The organism is Clostridium bowmanii, from assembly GCF_018861315.1.
Classification (GTDB): Bacteria; Bacillota; Clostridia; order Clostridiales; family Clostridiaceae; genus Clostridium_AD; species Clostridium_AD bowmanii.
The window spans coordinates 85,628-99,536 of sequence record NZ_JAHLDL010000017.1 but is presented as its reverse complement, the minus strand read 5'-3'; the positions used below and the strand labels follow the sequence as shown (position 1 = coordinate 99,536).

Sequence of the window (13,909 nt, the reverse complement as noted above, 5' to 3'; positions counted from 1 at the left end):
ATGGTTCCATATGATTCTCTTTTTTTTATAGCAAAATCATCGATACATATTTTTGTTATTTTCTCTTTATCAATAATTGGCGCTTTTTTTTTAAGAGATTGCAAATCGTACTTTTGCCTACTTCAGCAACATTTTTTCTTAAAAAATCTGTAGCAGTAAGTGAACTAACCTTCATAGCTATATTTATAATTTCATTCTCTAATCTGTTCGTTTTCTTAGCTTTAAATTTAAGAAAATGAAACTTTCAGAAAAAGTAGTACGATTGCAATCAGGGTTGTAACAAAACATTTTTTCTGTTGTTTAAAATAACTGTAACCTTTTTCCCTTGGATTGGCAAGTCCTGAAAAGTTTTTTTATAATGAGAATGTACTTTTGAGGAAGGTTTACCACAATAAGGGCATATAACCTCTTCACGGTTAGATATTGTATTTATAAAAATTGTATCATCTATAATCGTATGACTTTCATAGTCTAAATTTTTATCTAATAACTTTATAATTTCATCCATAAAATGGCCTCTTTTCTAATGTTCTATTTATTCCATTATACTACATTTTAGTACACGTTTAAACTAACATTGGAAAGAACCAGTTTTAGATTAACATATACAAGAGCAGGCTTTTGAACTTATGGGTTGTTTCATGATCAAATGCTCAGAAATGATTTGGTATACACCGCAAGCTAGCGTCAAGTATTTTGCGGGATATATGCCTTTTATCAACATGACTGTAGGTGGACAGAAACGTGAAGGAGGAGATGGCACAAACAAATTAACATATCTGATTATGGACGCTGTGGAAAAAGTTAAGATATACCAGCCGTCACTTGCTTGCCGTATCTATAATCAATCTCCACACAGATATTTAGAAAAAATTGTGGAAATTATCAAAGCCGGCAGCGGTATGCCTGCGTGTCATTTTGATGATGCGCATATTAAAATGATGCTCAGGAAAGGCTTTGATTTTGAAGATTCTCGTGACTATTGTCTTATGGGATGTGTGGAACCGCAAAAATCCGGACGTATTCACCAGTGGACAGTAGGTGGATTTACACAATGGCCTATTACAATTGAAATGGTATTCAATCGTGGTGTTCTTAAGTCCTATGGAAGCAAGCAGTGGCTAGATACCGGAGAACTGGAAGCATTGACCACTTATGAACAATTTGATACTGCTGTGAAACGACAGCTTGACTATCTGCTGGAGATGAATGCTAGGGGTACTGTTCTAATACAGCAAATTTTTAGAGATGTTACGCCTACTCCTTATATGTCACTGTTTGTTGACGGTTGCATGCAAACAGGTAAAGATGTGACTGCCGGTGGAGCTGTTCTTTATGAAGGACCGGGAACAATATTTGCAGGACTGGGTACATATGTCGACAGTATGGCTGCGATTAAAAAACTTGTTTATGATGATGAAAAATACACACTTACAGATATTAAAAATGCTCTTGATGCCAATTGGGAAGGGCACGAACAAATACTTCATGACTGCCTTTATGCACCTAAATATGGTAATGACGACAACTATGCCGATCTAATTGCCACTGATATTGTTGATTATACAGAACACAGAATCAATCAGCACAAGTCACTTTATGCAAGACAAATCCATGGCACTTTGTCACAGTCATTTAATACACCTTTGGGAGAGATGATTGGAGCAACACCCAATGGGCGCCTTTCCGGTGCACCACTGTCTGACGCAATGAGTCCTTCTCAGGGCGCTGATACAAAAGGGCCGACGTCAATCATAAAGTCTGTATCCAAGATTAATGTTGAATCAATGAGTCTTGGAATGGCTCATAACTTTAAAATAAGCAGTAGTTCTTTGAATACTCCTGAAGGTAGGGAGGGATTGATTACCTTGCTACGCACCGCCTCAATTATGGGTAATGCTCAGATGCAATTCAATTGCGTCGATAACAAAACATTACTACAAGCTCAATGTCGCCCTGAAGAATATAGAGATATTATTGTTCGTGTTGCAGGATACTGTGCCTTTTTGTCGAACTTTTCAAGGAAGTACAGGATGAAATCATCAGTCGTACAGTGATAGAGTAAAATGTACAGAACTTACTAAAGATATATGGAACTAGTTTTAAAGAGCAGAAATGCTCTTTTTTTACTTGAATTCCATTTCCAACAAAAATAAATAGTCACAATTTATTTCGTTCGGAGTATTTTTATTAGATGAACTATCAAGAAAGGTATCAACATGTTATACGTGTAAAAGAGTATAAAAAGAAAAGAAGTGAGAGTTTAATAGGTTGTTGTACTTGTTGTACAGTGTCTCACTAAACATAAAATATGCTGGTTTATAAGTGCCAAAGGGTGGTTAATGGAGCTAATAAGCTATTTGAGATTAGATATGAGTTGGGTACCTGCAGGTGGATATTATTTAAGATTTAGAAATAATATCCACCTGCACCGGTGTGGTCCAGCGCAGTATTATAGTTAGTTAAAATAAAAAAGGATATTTAAATTATAGACTATTATATAAATTTTATTCATTAAATACAATAAAATAATATGATGTTTTATAGAGCCTGAGGTTATTTAGTTACTAGCATCAGGTATTTTTTTAAATGTTTTTGTCAAATTTTAAAGGAATATGAAAAGTTATATAGAAATGTAAATTGTAATATGATTAGATGCATGAAACCAAAGAGGGATAAGATCAATGAATAATTTTTTAAAATAAGTACCAGGATTTAGGACAGAAAAAAAGTGGAAGAAAATCATTGCAATTATAGGCTATTTATTTATGATATTTTTTTGTTAATGTTTGAAGGAATTACAGTGGGTTATAAAATAATAACATTTATTGAAAGATTTTTATTTTTATTTATACCATTTATATTAATCGCGAATGTAGGCGGAATTAGAAATAAATTACAATTATTCAAATCAAGGAAGAAATCCAACAAAGCTATTGGAACACTGCTAGTTATTATTTTTATGTCAATAATATTTGTCAACTTGCCTAATTTCTATTCAACACAATTTAAGCAAGAAAAATTGGTTGCAAGTGTTAAACTAGAAGCAGATAAAAAGATAAAAGCGGATGCCAAGGTTCAAGAGGAGGCTCAAGCTAATGCTAAATTACTAACAGATGCAAAGGCAAAGCTAGATGCTCAAGCTAAAAATGAAGCTAAACTAAAAGTAGATGCTCAAGCAAAGGCAGAATAGAAAATTAAAGATGATGCAGCCGTTAAAGTCAAAGCTGATGCAGATTCAAAAGTAATTGCAGCTCAAAAGGCTAAAGATGGTGCTAAAGCTAAAGCGATAGCAGATGCAAAGGCTATATCAGATAAAAAAGTAGCTGATGCAAAAATATTATCAGATAAAAGAGCTACAGCTGCTGCAGCACAAGCAAAAAAGGTAGCATATGATACCGGAATAACATATTCTCAATTAGCTAGAACACCTGATAATTTAAAAATAAAAAAGTTAAATTTTCGGGAACGGTAATACAAGTTACAGAAGAAGCTACAATGGTAACTTTGAGAGTTGCAGTAAATGATGATTATGATACTATACTGTTGGTTGGATATGAGCCTAGTATAGTAGATTCAAGAATATTAGAAAATGATGTTATTAATCTTAAAGGAGTATCTCAAGGTGTTTACACTTATGAATCTACCATGGGTGGAAATATAACTATTCCATTAGTAATGGCGGATATAATTAACTAAGTAAACTAACAGATAAAGGGCACCGGATTATGGAGTACATCCATTGACCAGTGCTTTTTTTATTCCTATTTTATTTGCAAGTTTTATCACTGACATATTTTTTAATTTTCTAATATTTTTTATTTTTAATCTATAATTATCCATAGACTTTGATGATATTTTAAATATGTTTGTATATAAGATATTAGAGGGCATTTTGTAAGTGTTTAGTGTGATAATGTCGAAACTATCGAGGTGCTCGATAGGATTCCGATTTATAATGTAGGAGATTAAGCAAGATATAGACTATAGGAAATAGGCAAATATCTTGTTGACTGTATGAGAACACTTGTTCTATTTATGTGAACGTGTTATTATTAATATACTAAGGATACATATGGAAAATTAGACAAATAAGATGAGGGGGATAAAATTATGGAGGGAGTAAAAGATAAAGAGGATGAAGAAGATATTTACGATGTCTTGGACGAAATAATTAAAGAAATAGAAAACAGCTAGATACAAGCTCTAGCTGTTTGGAAAAAATATTCGTCAAAAATCCGTCAAAATAATAAATGAAATCAATTCGTTTTAGTTCATTGTATTTTTACACATAAATAATTTAAATGGCTTGTATACTATATCTAAATACAATTATTGAATTGTACGATAACCATTTACAATATTGATGTTATATAATAAATAATAATCATAAAAATTACCCAAGAGAATCAAAAAAAATTATAATGTAGTATAATAATTGTAACACTATTAAACCTGTATTATTGTTTGGTAACATTAAAGTAGTTATTTATAATTTTTGTGTTTAGGAAGGTGGACCATATTTAATTCATTCATACCATCAATTAATTAATATTATGGTATGAAGTAATTCTTAAAAATTGTTAATTGTAGCATAAGTGATACGGGAGGGATTTAAAAATTGTTAGAAGTTATATTAGAAATGGATAATATAGTAAAAAAATTTGAAAATCAAGAAGTTATTAAGAATATATCGCTCACGATAAACAAAGGTGAGTTTTTAACACTACTAGGGCCAAGTGGTTGTGGGAAAACAACAACATTAAGAATAATAGCAGGTTTTGAAACTTTAACAAGTGGTAGTCTTCTACTTGAAGGCAAACATGTTGAAAATAAACAGCCTAATGAGAGAAATGTAAATACAGTATTTCAAAATTATGCATTATTTCCACATATGAATGTATATGATAATATAGCCTATGGTCTAAAAATCAGAAAGGTTAATAAGGTAGAAATAAAAAAAAGAGTTATAGAAATGCTTAATTTAGTACAACTAGAGGGATATGAAAAAAGAAAAACAGACCAATTAAGCGGTGGTCAAAAACAAAGAGTTGCAATAGGAAGGGCGCTAATAAATAACCCGCAAATACTACTTTTAGATGAACCTTTAGGTGCGCTTGATTTAAAACTTAGGAGACAAATGCAAGTTGAACTCAAAAAACTGCAGAAAAAATTACAGATTACCTTTGTATATGTTACTCATGACCAAGAGGAAGCGCTTAATATGTCTGATCGGATAGCAGTAATGAATGAAGGAGTTATAGAGCAGGTAGGCACACCTGAAGATATATATGAGAGGCCACAAACAAAATTTGTAGCAAGTTTTATTGGAGAATCCAATTTAATTAAGGCTCAAATAAAAAAGATAGACGAAGGAAAGATATCTGTTCACTTTGGTGAAAATGAGATGAATGTGGATTATAAAAATTATGAAAATTCGAAAAATAAAGAAAGTTATATTTTAATAAGACCTGAAAACATTAAGTATAGTAAGGTAAAATCACAATTTGGACTTAAAGCAATAATAAAAGAACATAGCTATATCGGATCTATTATTAAAACTACTATGGAACTTGAAAGCGGGCTGGAAATTATAGCTTGCGATTATGATAAAAAAAAGGACTTAATAGGTATAGGTAGTGATGTTTGGATGTCCTTTGAACCTGAAGATGTAGTTATAGTTGAAGAAGGTTAGGTGAAAAAATGGAAAAGAAAAAAAAATATATTTTAAAGGGTTTAACTATAGGGCCAATATCCTTCTGGATGCTTTTCTTTGTTGCAATACCACTTTTGTATATTGTGTTTATTAGTTTTATGCAAAGAGGGGATGACGGTTCCATAGTATATATACCAACAATTTCAAATTATACAAGAATGGCCAGTTCACTATATGTTAAGGTGTTTTGGGACTCTATAGTAGTAGCATTTGTTACAACGTTATTTACCTTGGTTTTTGGATATCCTTTTGCATACTTTGCAACTAAGATAAAAAAATATAAAATTGTAATAATGCTTTTAATAATGGCACCATTCTTAACTAATTCATTAATACGTACTTATGGCTGGATTGTAATCTTAAGCACCAATGGATCATTAAATCATATACTACTTATAACTGGAATTATTAAGGAACCATTAAAGATGTTATATTCCTATGGAGCAGTAATGATTGGAATGATATATACAATGTTTCCTTTTATGGTGCTTCCACTGTACAATTCTATAGATAAACTGGATAAAGCTTATTTAGAAGCCTCTAAAGATCTTGGGGCAAGTAGCTTGAAGACTTTTATAAGCATTACATTACCTCTAACTATGCCAGGAATAGTTGCTGGCTGCATTTTAGTGTTTGTCCCTTCTGTAGGGCTATTTTTCATACCAGACCTAATGGGTGGAAGCAATGTAATGCTTATTGGAAATCTTATTAGAAATCAATTCTTACAAGCAAACGATTGGCCATTTGGCGCTGCGTTATCAATTGTGATGATTTTTATATCCTTAATTTTAATTTTATTTTATGTAAAAATCATTGGTAAAAAATTAGACACGGAGGTGTTCTAATGGATTCAAAATTATCAAAAGTAGTAGAAAGAACATATATATTTTGTATATTTGCATTTTTATATGTACCATTTGTAATAATTATTATGTACTCCTTTAATTCTGCTGAGTCAAATGTAGTTTTTAGTGGATTTACTCTTGATTGGTACACCAAGTTATTTAATGATGACGATGTACTTAATGCACTTATGAACAGTTTAACCATTGCAACTTTAAGCACTATTATCTCAGCAATAATTGGAACGATTGGAGCTCTTGGGCTAAAGAGGCATAAGTTCAAAGGAAAAGGAATTATAGATTTACTTCTCTATATTCCAATTGTAATCCCAGAAATAATTATGGGAATATCGCTACTTGTATTTTTCTCAGTGCTTCAATTGGATTTTGGTATATTTACATTAGTACTTGCACATACAACATTTTGTATACCATTTGTACTTATAAATGTTAAATCAAGACTTGCAGACTTTGACATGTCAATTGAAGAGGCAGCAATGGATTTAGGCGCCTCAAAAATTACTGTGTTTAGAACAATTACACTTCCATCTATTTTTCCAGCAATAATTTCGGGTTCTATGCTGGCGTTTGCATTATCACTAGATGATGTTATAATAAATATTTTCATAAGTGGACCAGAAAGTACCACACTTCCAATTAAAATATTTTCAATGCTAAAATTTGGGCTTTCACCTGAAATAAATGCATTGTGTACAATCATGTTATTGACAACTTTTTTTGTTTTAATATTATCACAAGGTATAAAACTTAATAGAGATAAATAAAATACATTTAGAACAAAATTTTATACTTATCAAGAAAATCAGGGGGTATTTGTATGTTAAAAAAGCAATTTAAAGCACTAATTATTTTATTTACAGTTTCAGTTATAGGCATTACACTTGTAGGTTGCTCAAAATCAAGTACAACAAAGTCCAATACTGAAAAAATAGTCAATATTTATACGTGGGCAAATTATGTTCCAGATACTGTTGTTAAAGGCTTTGAAAAAAGCACAGGAATTAAGGTCAATTATAGCAACTTCTCAACAAATGAAGAGATGCTAGCAAAGTTACAAGCAGCTAAAGGTGGTCAATATGATGTAATAATTTGCGCTGATTATATGGTTCAGAATATGGCAAAACAGAAAAGTGTATTACTTAAACCTATTAATCAATCTGCAATTTCTAATTATAAGAATTTGGATAAGGCTTATTTAGGTCAATATTATGATAAGACCAATAAGTATTCAGTGCCTTATTCACTTGGGAGCCAAATGATAGTTTATAATCCAGATAAGGTTAAAATAGATATTAAAGGAATAAGCGATTTATGGGATTCTTCGTTAAAAGGATCTGAAGTTTTATTAGAAGACTCAAGATCTGTTATAGGTATGGCATTAACAAAACTTGGTTATAGTATCAATGAAACAGATCCAGCAAAACTTGCAGAGGCTAAGGCAGAACTTAAAAAGTTAAGAGCTAACGTTAAAGTATTTGATGCTGATACACCAATGACTAGCTTAATTAATGGAGATACAAATATTGGAGTTATGTGGGGTTCACAGGCATCAGCAGCACTTAAAGGTAATTCAAAGTTTAAAATTGTTTATCCAAAAGAAGGAATGCAGTTTGAAACAGATAACTTAGTAATACCAGTAAAAGCACCCCACGCACAAAATGCAGAAAAATTTATAAACTATGTACTTGATGGTAAAGTAAGCAGTGAAGTTACAACTAGTATAGAATATATTAATGTTACTACAGCAGCTAAGCAGTTTATGCCGAAGAGTGTTCTTGATAACAAAGCAATATATGTACCTAACGAAGAATTCACTAAAGCAAAACATTTAGAGGATGCTGGTAGTGCATCTAAAGATTATGATTTAATTTGGTCAGAATTTAAACAACAATAGATTAAACTATAAGATGGCATTTTGACTTAAGACGAATAAACGTGAGGTCCAAACTAAATGGCTTCATGTTTATTTGTAAAGTTAAACAGATAATTTAAAGAAAACTAAGTGCTATTAGACATTTTATTTTTAGAAAAGGGGGGTGAATTATGGTCACAAGAACAATTAAATACAGGGATATATTCAAAATAATGGATGAGGATAATTTGACTACCTATTATGGCTGTAATCAGGAATGGTATATGACTGAATGGCAACGGAGATCTGGATGCGGCCCTACTGTTGTAACAAATATTGTTTATTATCTTAAGTGTATGCGGAGTGGATCTAGTCAGAAACTTCACATGATTACTAAGAGTGAGGCACTATTAATGATGGAAGGTGTCTGGCATCATGTAACTCCGACAATGCATGGAATTCCCACAACAAAGTTGCTCTATGACTCTGTTGTAAATTATTCTAAATCAAGAGCATTAAATATTAAGCTTGGTTTTATAAACATACAAGGGGATAGGTTGCTTCGCCCTGATTTTAGCCATTTATTATTGTTTTTGGACAAAGCATTGTGTAATGATACGCCAATTGCATTTCTTAATCTAGATAATGGGGGTGAAAAGCAACTAGATTCTTGGCACTGGGTGACAATTATCTCACTAGAATATGCAGAAGATGAAAGTACCGCTCACATAGATATCTTGGACAATGGAATTATCAAAAAAATAGATTTGGTTAAATGGTTTGACACAACCCTGCTTGGTGGTGGATTTGTTAGTTTAGACTTATTAACCTAATACCTTAGTAATTAGCAACAGTTTCAAGGAATGTATGAAACTGTGTGAAAGGTTGACTAAATGCGAGTTGAAAATATATCAATTAAAGAGGAATTAAAAAAATTAAAAGATAGAGAAAAAATAATTTTAAAGATGAGGTTTTTCTACGGGAAAACACAAATGGAAGTGGCCGATGAGGAATATCACAAGCGCAGGTATCAAGAGTTGAAGAAAATGCCTTAAAACACATGAGAAAGTATATATAAGTCCTTTAGTAGGACCTTTTCTCATACATTTATTTAGAGACTTACCTTTACAATTATTATATAAGAATAAGATTGTATATAATACCTAAATCTTTTTAACATAACCTTCTAATTTTATATTATTTTAATAATATAGACTTAAATTACAATGAGTATTTTTTTATAATAATGCACAAGATAATAGCATAAAAGAAAATCATAATTATTAAAGAGGAGGAAATTTATATGGCAAACAGAACATTAGTACCACAAGCAAGAGAAGGACTAAACAAGTTTAAAATGGAAGCAGCTAGTCAAGTTGGTGTAACTTTAAAAGATGGATACAATGGAGAATTAACTTCTAGAGAAGCAGGTTCAATTGGCGGACAAATGGTTAAGAAAATGGTAGAAACTTACGAAAACAATTTATAATTAAAAGGGAGCAATTAGCTCCCTTTTTCCCTTTTACAAATTAATAAAATATAAATTTTAAATGTGTGATCTTTTTAATACATTATGAATAGTATATTATATAGCTTACGAATAAAGTAAGCGTCAGTTAATAGCTGCTTTCCTTAAGAGAGTGGCTATTTTTAAAGTGTTTTATATTGAAATTACAATTCTATAAATTTGTATAGTACATCTATTATTTACCTTGTTTAAAAATGTTCCTATTCCACATAACCAGTATGGGATTTTGTTACTGGATTGGAATCACATGATATAAAAAAATTAGTGTTATGCGTGCTTAAGTGAATAATCAAAATTGATTTTTTGAATTAAAACTTTTTTTCACTACAACTTCTACTTTGGTATAAGTATATAAAGTTAAAGGCATTATAATATAGAATAATTAGTAAAGGAGAGGATTTTTATGAGTCAAAATAAAACCATAGCTGAAAACAATCAAAATATTATACCTAATAGTGGAAATAGTCTGACCCAAAATACGACCATAAAACAAAAGGATCAAAGTCTTATAGCTAATAGTTTAGATAGTAAAAATGCTAAAAATGGATTTAAGGTTAATGGGAATGCTGGAATACAAGCTGCTAACGAAGGAACTAGAAACAAAAATTAGATAAAGTAAATTACTTCAAAATTTTAAAATGAGAAAACACAGTAGAATTATACTTTCTTTACTGTGTTTTTGCATATATTTATAAAATACTGAATTAATTAATATCGTTAAAATTGTATATATTAATTATATAATTCCATAGTGAACTAATGCATGTTCAATTCCATCGTCCTCAATATCTTTTGTAACAAAAGATACTAAGTCAAATAAAAATGGAGTGCTATTGCCCATAGCAATACTATTGGGAACATATTTAAGTATTGGTAAGTCATTAGAATGTCTTTTTTTACTTATATGTTTTATTTAAAGTGAATAACAGGACTGTTGATTGATAAGGTTTTAAACACATATCCTAGCTGTTTTAAGTTTTGAATAATGATAGGTAAAGCCTCCACAGTAGTTGTCTTTGGTTTTGAATCGTGAAATAAAATCACAATTGACTTCATACCCTTAGATTCCCTCATAACATTTTCTATAATAACATTTTTGTTTTCCGTCACTTTATCTGAATCTCCCGAATAAACATTCCAATCAATATATTGGTAGCCTTTTCTTACTTGTTCTTTGGTTAATTTGTTCATTATATCTTTGCCACCATAATTATTGCTTATTGTATTGTTTGATCCTCCAGGAAACCTCATGAGTATAGGCCTCGGAATCCCAATACCTTCTAAAAAACAATTCAATTTATCTACTTCTTGATTATAGGCAATGATAGATGAATATTCTGTTTTATAATCATGTGAATAAGTATGATTACCTATAACATTTCCTTGATTTACAATTTGTTTGTATACCTTTTTATAGCCGGTGTGTCCATTAACGAAAAATGTTGCATGAACATCATTATCCTTTAAAATTTTCAGTACTTTGGAAGTGTTCTCAGAAGGACCATCATCGAAGGTAAGATAGACTTCCTTTTCACTTACCTTTATTGGTTTATTAGCTACAGGCTTATTGGCCCCTACCAATATATCAATAGTTTTATTCAAATCATTTAATTTTGGTTCTGTTCTAATTGTTGGTAATTTAAGATCATTGGTAGTAACCTCTAATTGTTTATTTATCTCATAATTTAGTGAAGTTTTAAGATCTTTTTTTTCTACTTTTGAATTATATAACATTAAACGCAATATGATTATAGCTACAATAGGAATTAATATAATTATAAATTTTTTTATAATGACCGCCCCCGTAAGTAATAAGATATTTCATCCTATGCAATTTTAAAGCTTGATATATTTATTATATTCAATAATCACTATTTATGTTCATGAAAATATAGCCAATTAGATTATTAATCACCATATACATAAATTTCTGACTTAATACATATATATACTAGAGGTGTTTATATATGTATAGAACTATGGTATGTAAATCATGTGATAATAATAAAGTAATCATTGAAAAAGTTGAACAACAACTATATATGGAGTGCTCAAAATGTAAAAATACAATAATGAAAGCAGTTTGCTTAGAACCCTGGAATGAAAATATTGATAATACATATAAACTTAGAATCAACATGAAGCATGGCAGTTTAATTGAAGCAGATATAATAGAAAGAGAAGATAATAAGGAAAAGTCCAAAACTTTAATGGAAGTAAAAACAAAAATTCATTTAATGTATGTAAAAGAATATGAATTCATAAGGCAACTTGGAGAAGACGAGTATATTGAAATAAGTAATTTAGATTCAGACAAATAAAAAGGAGTCTTAGGGCTCTTTTTTATTTGAAACAATTGTAAACATAAAAAACTATATTGACAACAAAAGAAGAACTGTGGTATTATATAAACAATACCTTACTAAAACGGTAGGAATACTAGGAGGACAACAAATGAAAAAATTATCTATACTAATTAGTACTTTATTAATAGCAACGGTAGGTCTTGCAGGATGTGGGACAAGTAGCGGTAAAAATAATGAATCTAAAGATTTATTATCAAAAATAAAGAGTGAAGGAAAAATACGCATTGGCACTGAAGGTACCTATGCACCATATACATTCCATGATAAGGCAGGAAAGTTAACGGGATTTGATGTTGAAATTGCAGAGGAAGTATCTAAGCGTATCGGCATTAAACCTGAATTTATAGAAACAAAGTGGGATGGTATGTTTGCTGGCCTAGATGCAAAGAGATTCGATATGGTAGTAAACCAGGTTGGAATTAAACCTGATAGACAAGTGAAATATGATTTTTCAAATCCTTATATAGTTTCAAAAGCTGTACTTATAGTAAATAGTGCTGATACTACAATCAAAAAGTTTGAAGATTTGAAAGGCAAAAAATCTGCTCAATCATTGACTAGTAACTTAGCTAAAATTGCAAAAGATAATGGTGCAGTGCTTCAAGCAGTTGACAGCTTTAATCAATCAATTGATCTTTTAACTTCTAAAAGAGTAGATGCTACGGTTAATGATAGCTTATCTTATCTTGACCTTAAAAAGCAAAAACCAGATCTTGCTGTAAAAGTTGTTGATGAAGAAGGAAATGCACAGCCAAGTGCTATTATGTTTAATAAAGGAAATAAAGAATTAGTAGATGCAACTAATAAAGCACTTACTGATATGAAATCAGATGGTACTTACGCAAAAATTTCTGAAAAGTGGTTTGGTAGCGATGTATCAAAATAATAGGGTGATAATATGAATTTTGATGTAGAGACAATAAGAATATTAAACATAATTAAAGATTCGTTCTTTCCTTTATTAATAGCAGGTGTGAAATTTACAGTTCCACTTGCAGTGATTTCTTTTATTCTTGGTTCAATAGTGGCTATGGCAACGGCCCTTGCACGTATTTCAAAATATAAACCATTAGTTTTAATATCAAGTTTTTATGTTTGGATAATAAGGGGTACTCCTCTTCTAGTACAGTTATTTATAGTGTTTTATGGATTACCAATGGCTGGATTAACAATGGGACCTCTAACAGCAGCAATTATAGGTTTTACACTAAATGTTGGAGCTTATAATTCAGAAGTAATTAGAGCAGCAATTCAATCAATACCAAAGGGTCAGTGGGAGGCAGGTGCCTCAATTGGAATGACACATACCCAAGCATTAGTTCGTATAATTTTGCCACAAGCAGCTAGGGTATCTGTGCCACCACTATCAAACTCCTTCATAAGTCTAGTTAAAGATACATCTTTGGCTGCGGCGATTACTTTAACTGAAATGTTTCAGATTGCTCAAAGAATAACTGCGGCAACATATGAGCCTCTTGTATTGTACTGTGAAGTAGCTTTTATATACTTATTATTTTGTACTATATTATCTACACTTCAACAGAGGATAGAGAAAAAACTTGAAAAATTTGTGGCTAAGTAATT

Annotated in this window: 14 protein-coding genes and 3 pseudogenes; 14 read left to right on the top strand and 3 right to left on the bottom strand. The window is 30.8% G+C overall.

What is annotated here, in order from left to right; genetic code table 11:
- Positions 1 to 268: 268 nt before the first annotated feature.
- Positions 269 to 508, bottom strand: coding sequence for a transposase family protein (locus KPL51_RS12995; protein WP_216162136.1), 240 nt, complete (start codon positions 506 to 508; stop codon positions 269 to 271).
- A 106-nt stretch (positions 509 to 614) separates the two neighbouring features.
- On the opposite strand from KPL51_RS12995, the pseudogene KPL51_RS12990 reads away from it, so the two are divergent.
- The 11 genes and pseudogenes from KPL51_RS12990 to KPL51_RS12940 form a co-directional block, all read left to right on the top strand.
- Positions 615 to 2,065: pseudogene (locus KPL51_RS12990) on the top strand (pyruvate formate lyase family protein); the annotation flags it as partial.
- 738 nt (positions 2,066 to 2,803) lie between these two features.
- Positions 2,804 to 3,193: a hypothetical protein gene (locus KPL51_RS12985; protein WP_216162134.1), complete on the top strand. Its 390-nt coding sequence runs from the start codon at positions 2,804 to 2,806 to the stop codon at positions 3,191 to 3,193.
- A 305-nt stretch (positions 3,194 to 3,498) separates the two neighbouring features.
- Positions 3,499 to 3,699: a hypothetical protein gene (locus tag KPL51_RS12980; RefSeq protein WP_216162132.1), complete on the top strand. Its 201-nt coding sequence runs from the start codon at positions 3,499 to 3,501 to the stop codon at positions 3,697 to 3,699.
- A 922-nt stretch (positions 3,700 to 4,621) separates the two neighbouring features.
- Positions 4,622 to 5,695, top strand: a complete 1,074-nt coding sequence (locus KPL51_RS12975) for an ABC transporter ATP-binding protein (RefSeq protein WP_216162130.1) — start codon at positions 4,622 to 4,624, stop codon at positions 5,693 to 5,695.
- Positions 5,696 to 5,703: 8 nt separating this feature from the next.
- Positions 5,704 to 6,561: an ABC transporter permease gene (locus KPL51_RS12970; protein WP_216162128.1), complete on the top strand. Its 858-nt coding sequence runs from the start codon at positions 5,704 to 5,706 to the stop codon at positions 6,559 to 6,561.
- Positions 6,561 to 7,343 carry an ABC transporter permease gene (locus KPL51_RS12965; RefSeq protein ID WP_216162126.1) on the top strand — a complete coding sequence of 261 codons (783 nt, stop codon included), beginning with the start codon at positions 6,561 to 6,563 and terminating at the stop codon, positions 7,341 to 7,343. The genes KPL51_RS12970 and KPL51_RS12965 overlap by 1 nt, the downstream gene beginning before the upstream one ends.
- Before the next feature lie 53 nt (positions 7,344 to 7,396).
- The gene (locus KPL51_RS12960; protein ID WP_216162124.1) at positions 7,397 to 8,473 is read left to right on the top strand and encodes a polyamine ABC transporter substrate-binding protein; all 1,077 of its coding nucleotides are present in this window, start codon (positions 7,397 to 7,399) and stop codon (positions 8,471 to 8,473) included.
- A 149-nt stretch (positions 8,474 to 8,622) separates the two neighbouring features.
- Complete coding sequence (locus KPL51_RS12955; RefSeq protein ID WP_216162122.1) at positions 8,623 to 9,264, top strand: hypothetical protein; 642 nt, start codon at positions 8,623 to 8,625, stop codon at positions 9,262 to 9,264.
- A 66-nt stretch (positions 9,265 to 9,330) separates the two neighbouring features.
- A pseudogene (locus KPL51_RS12950) lies at positions 9,331 to 9,509 on the top strand (sigma factor-like helix-turn-helix DNA-binding protein); the annotation flags it as partial.
- A 225-nt stretch (positions 9,510 to 9,734) separates the two neighbouring features.
- A complete protein-coding gene (locus KPL51_RS12945) occupies positions 9,735 to 9,920 on the top strand; it encodes an alpha/beta-type small acid-soluble spore protein (protein ID WP_187353002.1) in 186 nt (61 codons plus the stop codon).
- 442 nt (positions 9,921 to 10,362) lie between these two features.
- Positions 10,363 to 10,569 carry a hypothetical protein gene (locus KPL51_RS12940; protein WP_216162119.1) on the top strand — a complete coding sequence of 69 codons (207 nt, stop codon included), beginning with the start codon at positions 10,363 to 10,365 and terminating at the stop codon, positions 10,567 to 10,569.
- A gap of 126 nt (positions 10,570 to 10,695) precedes the next feature.
- On the opposite strand, the pseudogene KPL51_RS12935 reads toward KPL51_RS12940, so the two are convergent.
- Positions 10,696 to 10,845 (bottom strand): annotated as a pseudogene (locus tag KPL51_RS12935) (HAD hydrolase family protein); the annotation flags it as partial.
- Positions 10,846 to 10,868: 23 nt separating this feature from the next.
- On the bottom strand, positions 10,869 to 11,693 hold the full coding sequence (locus tag KPL51_RS12930) for a polysaccharide deacetylase family protein (protein WP_224854216.1): 825 nt from the start codon (positions 11,691 to 11,693) through the stop codon (positions 10,869 to 10,871).
- A gap of 233 nt (positions 11,694 to 11,926) precedes the next feature.
- Between KPL51_RS12930 and KPL51_RS12925 the strand changes: the two genes are divergently transcribed.
- From KPL51_RS12925 to KPL51_RS12915, 3 genes are all read left to right on the top strand, one after another.
- Positions 11,927 to 12,280, top strand: a complete 354-nt coding sequence (locus KPL51_RS12925) for an Rcat domain-containing protein (RefSeq protein ID WP_216162113.1) — start codon at positions 11,927 to 11,929, stop codon at positions 12,278 to 12,280.
- A gap of 133 nt (positions 12,281 to 12,413) precedes the next feature.
- Positions 12,414 to 13,211 (top strand): amino acid ABC transporter substrate-binding protein, encoded by a 798-nt coding sequence (locus KPL51_RS12920; RefSeq protein ID WP_216162110.1) that lies wholly within the window; start codon positions 12,414 to 12,416, stop codon positions 13,209 to 13,211.
- A 12-nt stretch (positions 13,212 to 13,223) separates the two neighbouring features.
- The gene (locus KPL51_RS12915) at positions 13,224 to 13,907 is read left to right on the top strand and encodes an amino acid ABC transporter permease (RefSeq protein WP_216162107.1); all 684 of its coding nucleotides are present in this window, start codon (positions 13,224 to 13,226) and stop codon (positions 13,905 to 13,907) included.
- Positions 13,908 to 13,909: the final 2 nt, after the last annotated feature.